This is a genomic window from Enterococcus sp. BWT-B8, from assembly GCF_020567625.1.
Taxonomy (GTDB): Bacteria; Bacillota; Bacilli; order Lactobacillales; family Enterococcaceae; genus Enterococcus_L.
In genome coordinates, this window is sequence record NZ_JAJDJV010000008.1 from 104,404 (window position 1) to 120,551 (window position 16,148).

Below are 16,148 nucleotides of genomic sequence, written 5' to 3' on the forward strand. Positions count from 1 at the left end.
AAATGAAATTTTTTAAAGGTGTCAGAGAAGAAATGAAGCAAGTCACTTGGCCTGGAAAAAGACAATTGCGTAAAGACACGCTGATTGTTATTGAAACAACAATCCTGTTTGGCGTAATGTTCTTCATTATGGATACAGCCATTCAGACATTGTTTAGTTTAATCCTTCGCTGATTGTAACTGGTATTTTACTGAAAACGGTGCTATACTGTTGTGGTAAAGAAAAACTTCGGGACTGCTGAGGTTTTTTTATTTTTCTTAAAAATAGAACCTGTGTGGAGACTTTGACAGCAGAGTGTTCAAACAGATTCTTGCTAATCTAAATTATAAGGAGCTAGAAAAAATGGAATCCTATGAAAAAAACTGGTATGTGCTGCATACTTATTCCGGTTATGAAAACAAAGTAAAGGCAAATATTGAATCTCGTGCTCAAAGCATGGGGATGGGTGACTTTATTTTTCGTGTAGTTGTTCCTGAAGAAACAGCTACAGAAGAAAAGAACGGAAAAAAGAAAGAAGTCGTTCATAAGACATTTCCTGGATATGTACTTGTTGAAATGGTCATGACAGATGATTCCTGGTATGTAGTTCGTAATACTCCCGGCGTAACAGGCTTTGTAGGATCTCATGGTGCAGGAAGCAAGCCAGCTCCTCTGTTGCAGGAAGAAATCAATCATATTCTTCGCTCCATCGGTATCAGTACACGTCAATCTGAACTTGAAGTAGAGATTGGGGAAACTGTTCGAATTATTGAAGGAGCCTTCTCTGGACTGGAAGGCGAAGTGACAGAGATTGACGAAGAGAAACAAAAACTGAAAGTAAACATCGATATGTTTGGTCGTGAAACAAGTACCGAACTGGACTTTGAACAAGTGGACAAAATTTAAAGCTTGGACTAAATAAATAGATAGGATCTTTTAAACTGAGCAGCCTCAGTTTAAAAGATTCTTTTTTAATGTTCGTGTTTTCGTCGATTTGAAGAAAGACAAATAGAATTAAATGTCTATACATAAATTAAAGGAAGTAAAAACTATACTTTGTTTGAGAAATTGCACTCTGTTATTGTAAATCAAGTAGAAATTTTTTTGAGTAAATGAGTAGAAAGTTGAATGGAAATGCAAACAAATTGTATTTGTTATTCATTTGCTTTGAACTTGTGCTGAAAAAATAAGAATATACTGCAAAGTCTTATTGAAAATGTTCGTATTCTTGATTATAATATTACAGAAAACGAATGAGGAGAGGTTGAATGAAGAAGAATGTTCCGTATTTGATTATTACACCTGGTATTATTCTACTGTTATTTTTTATGATTGTACCATTGGTAAACAGCATCTGGCCAACAGTTTTTACTGAAAACGGAGCCAGTGTTCAATCCTATGTCGATTTTCTGACAGACGATTATAACCTGAAGATTTTTCTTCGTACGATACGAGTATCGTTGATTGTAACAGTGATATCTGCTGCTTTGGGAATACCGGCGGCCTATTTTATTGCAGGAGTGAACAAAAAATGGAAGAGCATCTTGATGGCAATGACGATGTTTCCACTGTTAACAAATTCGGTTATCCGAAGTTTTGCATGGATCAATATTTTGGGGAAATCCGGTGTTGTAAACAACTTGCTCGTGAATACCGGAATTGTTGATGAGCCGCTGACGTTGCTGTACACAGAATTTTCCATTGTTGTCGGATCAGTTTATCTTTTTTTACCAACAATGATAATGACACTTGTAGGTGTGATGGAAACAATTGAACGGGAAACATTGGAAGCTGCTGAGACGCTGGGCGCAAGTCCTTTCAGGGCTTTTTATAAGATTGTTCTCCCTCTTTGTACACCAGGTGTAATTGTCGGCAGTATTCTGGTGTTTACTGGGACTATGACAGCCTATACCACACCACAGTTATTGGGAGGCAATAAAAATATGATGATGGCAACCTTCCTTTATCAAAAAGCATCTACATTAGGCGACTGGACATCAGCTAGTGTCATTGCACTGATTATGATTGCAACCACACTTATTGTAAATAAGGGATTGAACATGATTGCTGCCCGTCTGGATCGGAGGGAGATGAACCATGCGTAAACAAAGAGGAATGACAATCATTGCAGTTTTAGTCTTTGCGTTTCTTTTTTTGCCGCTTGTCGTGATTGTGGTCACATCATTTGGCAAATCCGCAACGATTCAGTTTCCAATAGAAGAATTTTCTTTAGACTGGTATAAAAAAGCACTCAGCTCAGAAACATTTATGAGCAGTTTTAAATTAAGTCTATCCATCGGTATTGGAGCAACACTTCTTGCTTTACTGGTTGGGGTGCCTGCTTCCTACGCACTTTCCCGTTACAGTATGAAGAGTAAAAATATATTGAAAAGTTTCTTTTTATCTCCAACCATGATTCCGGGAATCGTTGTCGGCTACTCGCTTTTTCAATTTGTAGTGATTCGCTTGAATCTGCCGGTTATTCAGGGGCTTCTGATTGGTCACTTTCTGATTAGTCTTCCTTACATTATTCGGGTGGTTGGTTCGAGTATGGAGCAGCTTGATTTTTCAATGGAAGAAGTTGCCTGGACATTGGGCTGTACCAGACCCCGGGCATTTATGAAAATTGTTTTGCCAAATGTTTCTTCAGGAATTTTTGCGGCATTTATGCTGACTTTTGTTAATTCATTTAACAATGTTCCTGTCTCCATGTTTCTTTCAGGACCGGGAGTGACTATGTTGCCGACCTCTTTGTTAAGCTACATCGAATACACCTATGATCCGACTGTTTCAGCGATTTCAGTGATGATCATGCTGCTGACCATTTTGTTGATGTTTATTATTGAAAAGACACTGGGGTTGGCATCTATTGCATAGTAGTAAATTAAAAAAATTCTTGTCGCTGTCAGTCAGCTGAACAGGATTTGTATACCGATGGAGGGATAAAGTGAGTTTTGTAAATTTAAGTAATATTCGTGTCAGTTACGACGGAAAGCAAAATATACTGGAAGATTTAAACATTTCCATGGAAAAAGGCGAGCTTGTTTCTTTGCTGGGACCGAGCGGCTGTGGAAAAACGACCACGCTTAGAGTTATCGCAGGTTTGATTTCCCCTAATGACGGGTCTTTTATATTGGATAATCAGGAGCTTGTCAAAGTGCCTGTTCACAAACGAAATTTTGGAATGGTTTTTCAAAGTTATGCCTTGTTTCCACACTTGACAATTTCAGAAAATGTTGCGTTTGGCTTAAAGCTTCGTAAAGAAAAAAAAGAAACAGTTGATAAAAAAGTAGCAGAGATGCTGGAAATTTGCGGTCTGGGTCATTTAGGAGAACGTTATCCTAAACAGCTGTCAGGCGGTCAGCGTCAGCGAGTTGCGTTAGCCAGAGCCTTGGTAATTGAGCCGAAGCTGCTTCTTCTTGATGAACCATTAAGTAACTTGGATGCAAAGCTTCGTGTACAAATGAGAATTGAGATTAAGCGAATTCAGCAGCAGCTGGGGATTACAACGGTTTTTGTAACGCATGATCAGGAAGAATGCTTCTCTATTTCTGATAAAGTAGCGGTAATGAATAACGGTGTGATTGAACAATATGATACACCTGAGAAAATTTACAGAAGTCCGAAGACAAAATTTGTAGCACAATTTATCGGTTTCGAAAATTTCTTTTCGGTTAAGCATTTAGAAGAAAGTCGTTATCAGACAGACAGTGTTGTGATTGAAACAGACGTTTCTTCAGCACCTGCTTCTGAGCTTGTTGCCACAATTCGTCCTGAAGATATCGAAATTGCTTCAGCAGCTCAGGAAAATCTAGTTGAAGGACAGGTTGAAGTCCGTACTTTTCTTGGTAAAAGTTATCAGTATGAAGTTGCTACTTCATTGGGGAAATTTTTGGTTAATGGAACAGATAAACAAATTTATGAAGCAGGCGATACTATCGTACTGCATTTTCCAAAAGAAAAAATTGTTCTTTTGGAAGATAAATAAACTAAACTGAGAAAAGAGGAAAAAATAGTGAAAAAACGTTTTGCATTGGGATCATTCGTTTTGGCAAGTATCTTATTATTGACAGCATGCGGAGGAGGAAATTCTGAGTCATCGTCTTCCGACAAAGCAGCTTCTAAAGATTTAGTCGTGTCAACATTTGGATTGAGTGAAGATATCATAAAAAGTGATATCATGGTGCCTTTTGAAAAAGAGTTTGGGGCTAAAATTACTTTGGATGTAGGCAACAGCGGTGACCGTTTTACAAAGCTTGTCAGCAATCCTAAAGGAATAGATGTGATTGAACTGGCTCAGGCCAACTCTGCGGACGGTGCTTCTCAAGGCTTGTTCGAAAAATTGGATGAATCAAAAATTCCAAACCTTGCTGATTTGACATCCGGTGCCAAAGAAGTATTTGACAGCGGAGCTGGTGTGCCAATTGCTGTGAATAGTGTAGGGATTGTTTATGACAAAGAAAAAGTCGGTAAAGAAATCACTGACTGGTCTGATTTATGGGATTCCTCTTTGAAAGGAAAAATCTCCATTCCTGAAATTACAACAACTGCAGGCCCATTGATGATGTATATTGCCAGCGATTATGCAGGAAAAGATATTACTGAAGACAACGGTGAAGCAGCTTTTGGAGCTTTGGAAGAGTTAAAACCGAATATCGTAAAAACCTATGCAAAATCATCTGATCTTGCCAATATGTTTCAAGCTGGTGAAATTGAAGCTGCGATCGTAATGGATTTTGCCTATGATATCATAAAAGGTGATTCAGAAACAATCGAATATGTAGTTCCGGAAAGCGGGACTTATGCAAACTATAATACGGTCAATATTCCTGTAGAAGCTGCCAATAAAGAGCTTGCCTATGAATTTGTTAACTACAGAATCAGTGCGGATTCTCAAAAGACAAAAGCTCTTTCTTTAAATGAAGCACCAACAAATGGAAAAGTGGAGCTTACTGATGAAGAAGCAGGGAATATGACATATGGTGCTATTGCAGATCGTGCGAAAACCGTTGATTTTGAATTTGTTAATGAACAGTTAACGGACTGGATTGATCAATGGAACAGACTGATCAATCAATAGTCTTATTCTGAATATTTTTGCTTTTCATAAAGCCGAAAAAAATAGAAGGGTTGGGATTACGGTTCCAGCCCTGTTATTTATTTTGAAGCTGAGAATTGAAAACTGATAGTGAAAAAATGGAGGAGACAACATGCATGTAGATTTACTGATAAAAAACATCAATGTTTTTAATACTGTTAAACAAATCTTTGAAAAGAAGCAGGTGACCGTCCATAAAGGAAAGTTTTACTACATAAGTCCGAACGCCCTGTTGGATTTTAATGCTGTTCAAGAGATTGATGGCGGCGGACGTTATATGATTCCCGGATTAATTGATATTCATATGCACATTGAAAGCTCTATGACTACCCCTGCTATCTTTTCAAAAGCAGTGCTTCCCTTTGGTGTGACAACTGTTGTTGCTGATGCTCATGAAATGGCGAATGTCTTTGGTATCAATGGACTTACGGAGTTTATGAATGCTGAAACAGAGATTGACATTTTTCATGCGATTCCTTCCTCCGTTCCATCCACAACCCCTGAACTTGAAACGACAGGCGGAATTATCGGACTTCCGGAAGTAGCTGAATTACTGGAAAATCCGCAAATTGTCTGTCTGGGAGAAGCCATGAACTTCAATGGTATTGCAAATGAACCTCAGTCACTAATCCGGCAGATTATCGATCTCTGCCGGGAAAAAAGACCCACGATGCCTCTTGAAGGACATTGTCCGAAAATATACGAAGAAGAGCTGGCAGCCTTTATGTACAGCGGAATCACTTCAGACCATACCCATCAGTTTCCTGATTCGTTGGCAGAAAAAATAGAAAATGGCATGTTTATTCAATTCCAAAATAAATCAATTACGAAAGAAAATATGGCAGTTATTGTGGATAATAATTATTATGACTATGCTTGTATTATCACAGATGATGTAATGGCGGACGACTTGTTAAATGGTCATTTGAACGAAAATCTGAAAAAAGCTGTACAGGCTGGACTCCCTCTGGAAAAAGCAATCTACATGACAACTTATACCCCGGCACAGCGGATGGGTTTCCACGACAGGGGAATGATTGCTCCCGGAAAAGCTGCTGATTTTATATTACTGGATGATTTGAACAGCTTCTCTATAGCGGCTGTGTACAAGTCCGGACAATGTGTTCACAAAAAAGGGGACAAGGTCAGCTATCCTGACAAAGTTGAGCAGTTTCCTGCCGCATACAGTCAGACATTGAAATGCCAGAAGCTGACAGCTGCTGATTTGAAAATTCGTGTGGAAACAGACTTACCGGCTGTCCGATGTAATGTGATTCAAAAACAGGAGGTTGGCACATTTACTGAAAGAATAACCAAGGAAATTCCAATAAAACAAGGTTATTTGGATTGGGAGCATTCAGACTGTGCCTTGTTGATTGTTATGGAGCGCTATGGCAAAAATGGAAATATTGCTTTTGCCTTGATGGAACAGCCGCTTAGTGAACAGGGGAGTATTGCCACGACTTGGGCGCATGATCATCATAATTTGATGGTGTTGGGAAATAATAGTCAGGATATTCTTATTGCACAACAGGAGCTGTTGGATATACAGGGCGGTTATGTTGTAGCGGCAGATCGGCAAATTAAAGCAGTTTGTCCTTTGCCGATCGGTGGGATTTTATCACAGGCACCTATTGAAGAATTGGGTAGAGAACTTAACGAGGTTCGTCAGGCGATGCAGCAGCTTGGCTATAAAAATATGAATGAAATCATGTCGTTTTCCACACTGTCTCTTCCGGTTTCGCCTGCAATTAAAGTAACAGATAAAGGCATGATGAATACAAAAACGCAGGAATTTTATCCGCTGATTTTTCCGGAAGATGGGGTGATCATATGACCACATTAATCAAGAATGTGCATGTTCTGACGATGGATGATGAAATGAAGGAATATAAAAAAGGATATGTACTCATCGACGAGGAGAATATTTCTGCTGTTGGCGAATGGAAAGAACAAAATATTCAGTCAGATGAAGTGATTGACGGAAGCGGGAGCCTTCTTTTACCGGGATTCGTCAACACGCATACACATGCAGGAATGATTCCTTTTCGGTCACTGGGAGACGATGTACCAGATCGGCTGCGCAGATTTCTTTTTCCGCTTGAAGCATTTATGACGAAGGGGTTGGTGAAAGCCAGCAGTGCGTATGCCATCAGTGAGATGCTGCTCAGTGGAGTCACTGGCTTTTGTGATATGTATTATTTTGAAGATCAGGTGGCGGAAGTCTGTGAGGAATTCCATGTCCGTGCTGTTGTAGGAGAAACTATTATTGATATGCCTACTTGTGACAGTTCAGACCATTCCGGCGGTCTATCCTATTGTGAAACATTTTTGCCTAAATGGCAGGGGCATCCATTGATTACACCAGCAATTGCTCCGCATGCACCCAATACCAATACGAATGAGGCGTTGGAAAAGATAGTTGAAATGAGTAAAAAATATGATGTTCCAATTACCATGCATGTGGCAGAAATGGATTATGAAATGAAGGAGCTGGCAGAAAAATATGGGCTTACGCCTTTTGGCTATCTGGAAAAATTGGGTTTTATGGAACAGCCGTTTATCATGGCTCATTGCATCCATATGTCTGAAGACGATATTGCTTTGACAGCCAAATATGCAGAGACAGCAAAGATTGCCCACTGTATTGGTGCCAATACTAAATCAGCGAAAGGAGTTGCTCCGGTGAAGGCGATGCTGGAGGCAGGTCTAACAGTAGGCTTAGGAACGGATGGTCCCAGCAGCGGTAATACATTAGATCTTTTTTCTCAAATGAAACTGTTTGCCAATTTCCATAAGACATACGAAAAAGACAGAGCATTATTTCCTGCGAAAGAAATTGTCCGGCTGGCAACCAGAGGAGGAGCAGAAACTTTAGGTTTTCACGAAACAGGCAGCATTCAGCCTGGTAAAAAAGCCGATCTGATTATGGTTGAAACAGAGTCAGTCAATATGTTTCCGATTTTTGATCCATATTCTGCTCTGGTTTATTCTGCGAATCCATCAAATGTTCAGCAGGTCTGGGTAAATGGTCGGCTGCTGGTTGAGAATCATCAGCTGGTGGAGCATGATTTAAAACAAATTAGATCAAACCTGTATAAGCAAATGGATAAGTTTGTTGCAGAAGCAAAGAAAAGAATGTAACTATTAATAAAGCAAGGACAAGACAAACACTCATGGGTGTTTGTCTTGTCCTCGCTTTATCCTATATTCCAAAACTATTTATTTAATTGTTCGGTTAGTCTTTTTGCTGTAGGTGTAACTGCCAAACCGCCTTCCGCTGTTTCTTTGAAAATGCTTGGCATTTGTCGACCTACCTGATACATCGCAGCTACGACTTCATCTGGCGGAATCACACTTCTGATTCCGGCTAAGGCCATATCGGCAGAAATGAATGCCTGCGAAGACCCTAATGCATTACGCTTTACGCAGGGAACTTCAACCAGTCCAGCGACCGGATCGCAGATTAAGCCCATCATATTTTTCAATGTAATTGCAATTGCCTGAGCAGCTTGTTCTGCGGTTCCGCCGGCAGCGCAAACCAGAGCAGCACTTGCCATGGCGCTGGCAGAGCCGACTTCAGCCTGACAGCCGCCCTCTGCTCCGCTGATGGAGGAATTATTGGCAATGACCAATCCAAAAGCACCGGCTGTAAATAGAAAATTCAGCTGTTGTTCATGAGTCAGATTTAACCGTTCAACAGCTGCCATCAATACCCCTGGGACGACTCCTGCACTTCCCGCAGTTGGTGTTGCACAGATCAACCCCATATTGGCATTGACTTCGTTAACTGCAACGGCATTTCTGACGGCAGTCAAGATTGTTTCACCGCTTAAAAAATTTCCGGATTGAATGTATTCAGTCATTTTCACAGCATCGCCTCCGGTTATGCCTGTTACAGATGTGACCCCCGCTGTACCTTCTTCAATTGACTGTTTCATGACAATCAGATTTTTTTCCATTGTTTCAATTACCCGCTGCCGGTCACACTGGCTATTTTCCATTTCTAAAGCAATCATTAATTCAGCAACAGAAGGATAATTTTTTGCTTGTTCTACCAGTTCTTTTATAGAAAGAAACATACTTGTTTGGCTCCTTTATTAGTCAAAGTAATTAACTGTGTGGATATGAGGGATTTTCTTTAGCGTGGCTGCGACAGTATCAGATGCTCGTTGATCAATCTCGATAATCATAATAGCTTTTTCACCCTTGGATTCACGGGTCACAGTCATGGTTCCGATATTTATGTTTAAGCTGGAAAGCTGATTGGTTACTTTGGCGATCATACCTGGAACATCCTGATGGACAATAATGAATGTCGGAGTCCCCATATTCAGCGAGATCTTGAACCCATCCAGCTCTGATATCTGGATATTGCCGCCGCCAATGGAAATTCCTGTGACAGACAGCTTGCGGTTTCCTTTAGAAACAAGCAGCTGAACAGAATTTGGATGATCCGCCCGCTCATTCTTAGGCACAAAAAGAACTTCCATTTCTTTTGCGTGAGCAATTTTTAGAGAATCTGCCAGCTGCGGGTCATCGGGTTCCATATCAAGCAAGCCTCCGACAAGGGCAATGTCTGTACCATGCCCTCGATAGGTTTTTGCAAATGACTCATATAAATAAATGTCCACTGTATCCGGCTGTTCTCCGAAAATCGTTCGAACAATTTTTCCAATACGGGCAGCACCGGCTGTATGGGAACTGCTGGGACCGATCATAACGGGGCCAATAATATCAAAAATACTTTTATAGCGAAGCTGTTCCATCGTTCTTCCTCCTCATGAATGCAGTAGCTTACTGCCGAAAGTGTATCACAGGAAATGGAAAGAAAAAAGTCTTTCTCATGAAAAATGAATAGAATTATCTGGTATCTGCAATTTAAAAAAAAACTGACAACCTTCATCATAATGAAGAATAGACGTTTTCGTACTTTTGGCGTAGAAAGTTATTAAAAATCATTGAAAAAATTTCTGTTACCCTGTATACTATTAAAGTGTGCATTTTTGTACATGTCTTTTCCTGGCGTTTTAAGGAAAGACCGTGGGAGGAGAAATATTGATCTCCAATTAACCACATCACGGACTCAAGGAGGTATGTCTCGTGGCAAAAAAAGTAGAAAAATTAGTTAAATTGCAAATTCCTGCAGGTAAAGCAACACCAGCACCGCCGGTAGGTCCTGCACTAGGTCAAGCGGGTATCAACATCATGGGATTCACAAAAGAATTCAATGCTCGTACAGCCGATCAAGCAGGTTTAATCATTCCAGTGGTAATCTCTGTATATGAAGATCGTTCATTTACATTTATTACCAAAACACCGCCAGCTGCAGTATTATTGAAGAAAGCAGCTAAAATTGACAAAGGTTCAGGCGAACCAAACAAAAACAAAGTAGCTAAAGTAACCAGTGACCAAGTAAAAGAAATCGCTGAACTTAAGATGGCAGACCTAAACGCCGCTGATGTAGAAGCAGCAATGCGCATGGTTGAAGGAACTGCACGAAGCATGGGGATCACTGTAGAATAATAGATTATCTGCAACCCTAAAGAAGTAGCTTCTCAGTCGGCTTCATATTGAAAAATGTGAATTACGTGGGAGGTTCTACCGTTATAACCACAATCAAGGAGGAAACAAAATGGCTAAAAAGAGCAAAAAAATGCAAGATGCATTAAAAAAAGTTGATACTACTAAAGCTTACACAGTAGCAGAAGCGGTAGCTTTGGCTAAAGATACAAATACTGCAAAATTTGACGCAACTGTTGAAGTTGCCTACCGTCTAAACGTAGACCCTAAAAAAGCAGACCAACAAATTCGTGGAGCAGTTGTACTGCCAAACGGAACTGGTAAAACTCAAACCGTTTTAGTATTCGCTAAAGGGGACAAAGCAAAAGAAGCAGAAGCTGCAGGAGCTGACTATGTTGGCGATGCAGATATGGTTAATAAAATTCAACAAGGCTGGTTCGGTTTTGATGTAGTTGTTGCTACTCCGGATATGATGGCTGAAGTTGGTAAATTAGGTCGTGTTTTAGGTCCTAAAGGTCTAATGCCTAACCCTAAAACAGGTACTGTAACCATGGACGTAACAAAAGCAGTTAACGAAGTTAAAGCAGGTAAAGTAACTTACCGTGTTGATAAAGCCGGTAACATCCATGTACCTATCGGTAAAGTATCATTTGATACAGAAAAATTAATTGAAAACTTCAACACAATCAATGATGTATTGCTGAAAGCTAAACCATCAGCTGCAAAAGGTCAATATATTAAAAATATTTCAGTAACAACAACATTTGGACCTGGAATCCACGTTGACCAATTTTCTTTCTAATATTTAAAAGCTGAACGGACTCGGTCAAATCATGAGCAAATTAGGAAAATGACCCAAAGATGCTTTCTATCTTTGAGGGCAGTTTATCTATTTGTTGAATGATTTAGTTTGAGAAGCTGGATAAAGTAAAAGCTGAGCAGACTCGGTCAGCTCTCGAATAATAAGGAAAAGCAATTATAGCGATGCTTTTCGTCGCGAATTGTTTAGACTTATTATTGAAGAGAGCTAGTTTGAGAAGCTGGATAAAATAAAAGCTGAGCAGACTCGATCAAGTCATATAATATTAGATAATAAAAACTATTGACTCAACTACCTTACCTGTGGTAAGGTAATTGAGGTTAATAATAACTGTACCGAAGACAGCAGGTGACATAAGTCTTAATTTCCTGCCGAGGACAATGATTGATGAAAAAATTTGTCAATGAGTCCCTCTATGTCAACGGTGGCATGGAGTTTTTTGTTGTCTGCAGCAGAAAGCTTCTCCATCATCATTCAGGAGGTGAAAAATAAATGAGTGAAACAGCAATCGCTAAAAAAGCAGCATTAGTAGATGACGTAACTGAAAAATTCAAAGCAGCATCTTCTGTAGTTATCGTTGACTACCGTGGATTAACTGTTGAAGAAGTAACAAATTTACGTAAACAACTGCGTGATGCAAACGTTGAAATGAAAGTTATTAAAAATTCTATTCTTTCACGTGCAGCAAAAGCAGCTGGTCTGGAAGGACTTGATGAAGTATTCACAGGACCTACAGCTGTAGCATTCAGTAATGAAGATGTCGTTGCACCGGCTAAGATTATGGATGAATTTGCTAAAGATGCAAAAGCATTGGAAATCAAAGGCGGAGTTATCGAAGGTAAAGTGGCTTCTATGGAAGAAATTACTGCGCTTGCGAAACTGCCAAGTCGCGACGGTTTATTATCTATGTTGCTATCTGTTCTACAAGCACCAGTCCGCAACGTTGCCTACGCTGTCAAAGCAGTGGCAGAAAAAGAAGAAGCTGCTTAATCCCAGCATGAAATTAGTATTACAAAAAAATATAGTTTATCAAACTTTAAATGGAGGAAATTAAAAATGGCATTGAACATTGAAAACATTATTGCTGAGTTAGAAACAGCAACTATCTTAGAACTAAGTGAATTAGTTAAAGCTATCGAAGAAAAATTTGACGTATCTGCAGCAGCTCCTGTAGCTGTAGCAGGCGGAGCTGCTGCTGGCGCTGTTGAAGAACAAACTGAATTCACTGTAGAATTAACTGCAGCTGGAGATCAAAAAGTTAAAGTTATCAAAGCAGTTCGTGAAGCAACTGGTCTTGGCTTGAAAGAAGCTAAAGCTGTAGTTGACGGAGCTCCTGCACCAGTTAAAGAAGCAATCGCTAAAGAAGAAGCTGAAGCATTGAAAGCAGCTTTGGAAGAAGTAGGCGCTTCTGTAACATTAAAATAATACAAACTGATTATTTTAAGTCGGAATCCTTAGCAAATAAGGGTTTCGGCTTTTTTGTTTTTACTGATAAATTAACAATTTTTCTTTAAGATATCTTACTCATGAAATGGGTAGAGTGCAGGAATGGTATAATTATTTAGGTCAGCAATGAATTTTTTTAACAAGAGGAGGCTATCATGAAAGAAAGAGCTGTACTGATCATTCATGGATTTGGCGGGAATGAACAGGAAATTTTATTTCTACATAATTATTTAAGAGAGAACAAGATTGACTCTTTCTGGATTCAGCTTTCGGGACATAATGGCAACAGAAAAAGCTTTTCAAAAGCTACCTGTCAGGATTGGCTGAAAGATGTAAACAGCAAAGTTGCCGAACTTAGTGAAATTTATAAGCAGGTGACCTGTATTGGTTTTTCAATGGGTGGTTTACTTGCGATTCATGCTTCGGAAAATAAAGTAGTGGATCAACTGGTCTTATGCAGTACGCCTATCTATCTTTATAATCCAGCAGTTATTATGAGTAATCTTTTAGGCGGTTTTTTCTCCGGTAATAAGAATATAAGGGATTACTATTTTGATTCCGTAACGACCACTTCATTTAAGGCCTGTCTGCAGTTTTTAAAACTTTTGCATCTAACAAAGAAAAGACTTAAAGTGGAGAACAATGTGAAAAGCAGTCTAATGATTCTGCAAAATAAAAGAGATGAAACCAGTCATTATCGAAGTGCTGATTTTCTATGGCTGTATACCGGTAAAAAAGGAAGTGTACGCTTATATAATAATGGAAACCATCAGCTGTTTTTAAGTGAAAATAAAGAAAAGGCTGTTGAAGAGATTCTACTCTTTATTGTCGGACTGGAAGAAACAAACGTATTCCGGCAAAATATCACAGTATCTGGGATTTAATCATAAACAAAAATTTTGTCACAATACATAATAATCATTGATAGTTTGATTTATAACGATAATTGCAGTTTGACTTTCTGTGATTATCTTTTTTATTTTATCAGATGTTTTGAAGTTATTAACGATGTTCAAATTTTGTGTAACTCGTCTAAAATAGTGTTAATAGTTATTTATCTACATTTCTCATTTCATTCTCACAAATGTTCTTTAACAATTGACATTACATAGATGTTTATCTATATTTGAATAGATGATTATCTATGTAGGAGGAGATAACGATGGATTATGAATCAACTTCCCTGATACTTAAAGCGATAGCTGATCCAAACCGTATGAAAATTATTGATTTGCTTTCAAATGGCAGTATGTGTGCATGTAAGGTGTTGGAGCATTTCAATTTTACTCAGCCGACTCTTTCGCATCATATGAAGATATTGGAAAATGCTGGGATTGTTTCAGTCAGTAAACAAGGTCAATGGCATCATTATTTGTTAAGAGAAGATTTTGTGAAAAGATTTATGACTGATATGGAACAGCTGCTGTCCGATAAAAATTTGGAATCAGAAAAAAATTGACTGAAAAAGAGAGCGTCAATTAATAGGGAAAGAATATCAATAAGGGGATAGGTATCAAATGACAAATGCACTTGAAATTAAAGCCTTAACAAAAGTATATGCTACAGGAGTTGAGGCATTACGAGGGATTGATCTAATCGTAAAGGAAGGCGACTTTTATGCGCTGCTGGGACCAAATGGAGCCGGAAAATCAACGACTATTGGAATTATTACATCCCTTGTCAATAAGACCTCAGGAAAAGTGAAGGTATTTGATTATGATCTTGACATAGATTTAGTTCGTGCAAAGCAGCAAATAGGGCTGGTTCCTCAGGAGTTTAACTTTAATCCATTCGAGACCGTTCAGCAAATTGTTGTCAATCAGGCAGGGTATTATGGGGTTCCGCGTAAAGAAGCATTAAAACGCAGTGAAAAATATCTAAAGCAGTCAGATTTGTGGGAAAAGCGAGAGGTGCGTGCCCAGATGCTTTCTGGAGGGATGAAGCGACGATTAATGATTGCCCGTGCGCTGATGCATGAACCGCGTCTGCTTATTTTGGATGAACCGACAGCGGGAGTAGATATCGAGCTTCGTCGTGAAATGTGGAGCTTTTTAAGAGAATTGAATGAAAATGGGACTACGATCATTCTGACTACTCATTATCTGGAGGAAGCAGAAATGCTTTGCCGAAATATTGGAATTATCCAATCTGGTGAACTGATAGAGAATACAAGCATGAAAGAGCTTTTAGCAAAACTGCAATTTGAAACATTTATTTTCGATTTGGCGCCATTTGATGAAAAACCGAAAATCACAGGCTATAAAAGTATATTTGAAGATGAGCTGACCCTGGCTGTAGAAGTTGAACGAAATCAGGGAATTAATGAAATTTTTGAACAGCTTACTAAACAGGGGGTAAGGGTTCTTTCCATGCGCAATAAATCCAACAGACTGGAGGAGCTGTTCCTGAAAATTACAGAAGAAAAACATCAAGTGGGGGAAAAATATGTTTAGTCTTTATTTCACAGCATTGAGAAGTTTGGCAGTAAAAGAAACAAACCGCTATATGCGAATTTGGGTACAGACGCTCGTACCGCCGGTGATTACTACATCACTGTATTTTGTTATTTTTGGGAAAATGATTGGTGGACGAATCGGAGAGATGGGCGGATTTTCCTATATGGAATTCATTGTTCCCGGACTGATCATGATGTCTGCCATTACAAGCTCTTATTCCAATGTCTCTTCTTCTTTTTTCTCTCAGAAGTTTCAGAAAAATATTGAAGAGCTGCTGATTGCACCGGTACCAACACATGTGATTATCTGGGGCTTTGTTATTGGAGGAATGGGGAGAAGTATTTTGGTAGGTACACTTGTGACAATTATTTCTCTGCTCTTTGTGCCGTTACATGTTTATTCATGGTTCATTGTTATTATTACGCTGCTTATGACAGCCATATTGTTTTCATTAGCAGGACTGTTAAACGGTATTTTTGCCAAGTCCTTTGATGATGTGTCCATTGTACCGACGTTTGTTTTACAGCCGCTAACTTATCTTGGTGGAGTCTTTTACGCAATCTCCATGCTTCCGTCATTTTGGCAGGCTGTTTCAAGAATTAATCCAATTGTTTATATGATTTCAGGATTTCGCTTTGGTTTTCTTGGAACAACAGATGTACCGATTGCTGTTTCTGTAATAATTCTTGTTCTGTTTATACTAGTTCTTTATATTGTCTGCTGGCGTTTGATTGAAAAGGGCCGTGGGTTGAGAAGTTAATATCATATAAAAAAGCTGATTTTTAACAGGAATAATGTCTAGGGTCATCGTCATCTTTTTATTTTA

18 protein-coding genes and 1 other annotated feature are annotated in these 16,148 nt (G+C 39.1%); of the genes, 16 read left to right on the top strand and 2 right to left on the bottom strand.

All coding sequences use genetic code 11. The features are described from left to right. Nucleotides 1-2 precede the first annotated feature (2 nt). The 8 genes from secE to LI951_RS09265 all read left to right on the top strand — a co-directional run bounded on the left by secE (nt 3) and on the right by LI951_RS09265 (nt 8,221). Nucleotides 3-173: a preprotein translocase subunit SecE gene (secE, locus tag LI951_RS09230; protein ID WP_229441941.1), complete on the top strand. Its 171-nt coding sequence runs from the start codon at nt 3-5 to the stop codon at nt 171-173. Nucleotides 174-342: 169 nt separating this feature from the next. Beyond that, nucleotides 343-885, top strand: coding sequence for a transcription termination/antitermination protein NusG (gene nusG / locus LI951_RS09235; protein WP_202066877.1), 543 nt, complete (start codon nt 343-345; stop codon nt 883-885). A gap of 362 nt (nt 886-1,247) precedes the next feature. Further along, nucleotides 1,248-2,084, top strand: a complete 837-nt coding sequence (locus LI951_RS09240; RefSeq protein WP_202066878.1) for an ABC transporter permease — start codon at nt 1,248-1,250, stop codon at nt 2,082-2,084. Then, on the top strand, nt 2,077-2,856 hold the full coding sequence (locus tag LI951_RS09245) for an ABC transporter permease (protein WP_229441942.1): 780 nt from the start codon (nt 2,077-2,079) through the stop codon (nt 2,854-2,856). The genes LI951_RS09240 and LI951_RS09245 overlap by 8 nt, the downstream gene beginning before the upstream one ends. A 70-nt stretch (nt 2,857-2,926) precedes the next feature. Continuing rightward, complete coding sequence (locus LI951_RS09250; RefSeq protein ID WP_229441943.1) at nt 2,927-3,967, top strand: ABC transporter ATP-binding protein; 1,041 nt, start codon at nt 2,927-2,929, stop codon at nt 3,965-3,967. Nucleotides 3,968-3,994: 27 nt separating this feature from the next. Then, nucleotides 3,995-5,059, top strand: coding sequence for an ABC transporter substrate-binding protein (locus LI951_RS09255; RefSeq protein ID WP_202066881.1), 1,065 nt, complete (start codon nt 3,995-3,997; stop codon nt 5,057-5,059). A gap of 130 nt (nt 5,060-5,189) precedes the next feature. Further along, the gene (locus tag LI951_RS09260; protein WP_229441944.1) at nt 5,190-6,914 is read left to right on the top strand and encodes an adenine deaminase C-terminal domain-containing protein; all 1,725 of its coding nucleotides are present in this window, start codon (nt 5,190-5,192) and stop codon (nt 6,912-6,914) included. After that, complete coding sequence (locus LI951_RS09265) at nt 6,911-8,221, top strand: amidohydrolase (RefSeq protein ID WP_229441945.1); 1,311 nt, start codon at nt 6,911-6,913, stop codon at nt 8,219-8,221. Before LI951_RS09260 ends, LI951_RS09265 begins: the two co-directional genes overlap by 4 nt. A 74-nt stretch (nt 8,222-8,295) precedes the next feature. On the opposite strand, the gene sdaAA is transcribed toward LI951_RS09265, so the two are convergent. Together sdaAA and sdaAB are read right to left on the bottom strand one after the other, a co-directional pair. Further along, the gene (gene sdaAA / locus LI951_RS09270) at nt 8,296-9,159 is read right to left on the bottom strand and encodes an L-serine ammonia-lyase, iron-sulfur-dependent, subunit alpha (RefSeq protein WP_229441946.1); all 864 of its coding nucleotides are present in this window, start codon (nt 9,157-9,159) and stop codon (nt 8,296-8,298) included. A gap of 18 nt (nt 9,160-9,177) precedes the next feature. After that, the gene (gene sdaAB / locus LI951_RS09275) at nt 9,178-9,846 is read right to left on the bottom strand and encodes an L-serine ammonia-lyase, iron-sulfur-dependent subunit beta (protein ID WP_202066885.1); all 669 of its coding nucleotides are present in this window, start codon (nt 9,844-9,846) and stop codon (nt 9,178-9,180) included. Between the two features lie 334 nt (nt 9,847-10,180). On the opposite strand from sdaAB, the gene rplK reads away from it, so the two are divergent. The 8 genes from rplK to LI951_RS09315 all read left to right on the top strand — a co-directional run bounded on the left by rplK (nt 10,181) and on the right by LI951_RS09315 (nt 16,082). After that, complete coding sequence (rplK, locus tag LI951_RS09280) at nt 10,181-10,603, top strand: 50S ribosomal protein L11 (protein ID WP_202066886.1); 423 nt, start codon at nt 10,181-10,183, stop codon at nt 10,601-10,603. Between the two features lie 109 nt (nt 10,604-10,712). Next, nucleotides 10,713-11,402 (top strand): 50S ribosomal protein L1, encoded by a 690-nt coding sequence (gene rplA / locus LI951_RS09285; RefSeq protein ID WP_202066887.1) that lies wholly within the window; start codon nt 10,713-10,715, stop codon nt 11,400-11,402. A gap of 335 nt (nt 11,403-11,737) precedes the next feature. Next, nucleotides 11,738-11,870 (top strand) — a sequence feature (ribosomal protein L10 leader region). A 42-nt stretch (nt 11,871-11,912) separates the two neighbouring features. Continuing rightward, the gene (gene rplJ / locus LI951_RS09290) at nt 11,913-12,410 is read left to right on the top strand and encodes a 50S ribosomal protein L10 (RefSeq protein WP_202066888.1); all 498 of its coding nucleotides are present in this window, start codon (nt 11,913-11,915) and stop codon (nt 12,408-12,410) included. Between the two features lie 66 nt (nt 12,411-12,476). Next, on the top strand, nt 12,477-12,845 hold the full coding sequence (gene rplL, locus LI951_RS09295; RefSeq protein WP_202066889.1) for a 50S ribosomal protein L7/L12: 369 nt from the start codon (nt 12,477-12,479) through the stop codon (nt 12,843-12,845). 176 nt (nt 12,846-13,021) lie between these two features. Beyond that, entirely contained in the window at nt 13,022-13,750 is a 729-nt protein-coding gene (locus tag LI951_RS09300; RefSeq protein WP_229441947.1) for an alpha/beta hydrolase, read from the top strand. A gap of 278 nt (nt 13,751-14,028) precedes the next feature. Next, nucleotides 14,029-14,325 carry an ArsR/SmtB family transcription factor gene (locus tag LI951_RS09305; protein ID WP_229441948.1) on the top strand — a complete coding sequence of 99 codons (297 nt, stop codon included), beginning with the start codon at nt 14,029-14,031 and terminating at the stop codon, nt 14,323-14,325. Between the two features lie 58 nt (nt 14,326-14,383). Next, entirely contained in the window at nt 14,384-15,319 is a 936-nt protein-coding gene (locus LI951_RS09310) for an ABC transporter ATP-binding protein (RefSeq protein WP_229441949.1), read from the top strand. Further along, a complete protein-coding gene (locus LI951_RS09315) occupies nt 15,312-16,082 on the top strand; it encodes an ABC transporter permease (protein WP_202066893.1) in 771 nt (256 codons plus the stop codon). The genes LI951_RS09310 and LI951_RS09315 overlap by 8 nt, the downstream gene beginning before the upstream one ends. The last annotated feature ends 66 nt before the right edge of the window (nt 16,083-16,148 follow it).

Bases quoted from the DNA above. Each gene is read 5' to 3' on its own strand.
- LI951_RS09305 (WP_229441948.1), top strand. From the start codon at position 14,029: ATGGATTATGAATCAACTTCCCTGATACTTAAAGCGATAGCTGATCCA.
- sdaAB (WP_202066885.1), bottom strand. From the start codon at position 9,846: ATGGAACAGCTTCGCTATAAAAGTATTTTTGATATTATTGGCCCCGTT.
- LI951_RS09300 (WP_229441947.1), top strand. From the start codon at position 13,022: ATGAAAGAAAGAGCTGTACTGATCATTCATGGATTTGGCGGGAATGAA.
- LI951_RS09310 (WP_229441949.1), top strand. From the start codon at position 14,384: ATGACAAATGCACTTGAAATTAAAGCCTTAACAAAAGTATATGCTACA.
- rplA (WP_202066887.1), top strand. From the start codon at position 10,713: ATGGCTAAAAAGAGCAAAAAAATGCAAGATGCATTAAAAAAAGTTGAT.
- rplL (WP_202066889.1), top strand. From the start codon at position 12,477: ATGGCATTGAACATTGAAAACATTATTGCTGAGTTAGAAACAGCAACT.
- secE (WP_229441941.1), top strand. From the start codon at position 3: ATGAAATTTTTTAAAGGTGTCAGAGAAGAAATGAAGCAAGTCACTTGG.
- LI951_RS09240 (WP_202066878.1), top strand. From the start codon at position 1,248: ATGAAGAAGAATGTTCCGTATTTGATTATTACACCTGGTATTATTCTA.
- sdaAA (WP_229441946.1), bottom strand. From the start codon at position 9,159: ATGTTTCTTTCTATAAAAGAACTGGTAGAACAAGCAAAAAATTATCCT.
- LI951_RS09315 (WP_202066893.1), top strand. From the start codon at position 15,312: ATGTTTAGTCTTTATTTCACAGCATTGAGAAGTTTGGCAGTAAAAGAA.
- nusG (WP_202066877.1), top strand. From the start codon at position 343: ATGGAATCCTATGAAAAAAACTGGTATGTGCTGCATACTTATTCCGGT.
- LI951_RS09265 (WP_229441945.1), top strand. From the start codon at position 6,911: ATGACCACATTAATCAAGAATGTGCATGTTCTGACGATGGATGATGAA.
- rplJ (WP_202066888.1), top strand. From the start codon at position 11,913: ATGAGTGAAACAGCAATCGCTAAAAAAGCAGCATTAGTAGATGACGTA.
- LI951_RS09245 (WP_229441942.1), top strand. From the start codon at position 2,077: ATGCGTAAACAAAGAGGAATGACAATCATTGCAGTTTTAGTCTTTGCG.
- LI951_RS09260 (WP_229441944.1), top strand. From the start codon at position 5,190: ATGCATGTAGATTTACTGATAAAAAACATCAATGTTTTTAATACTGTT.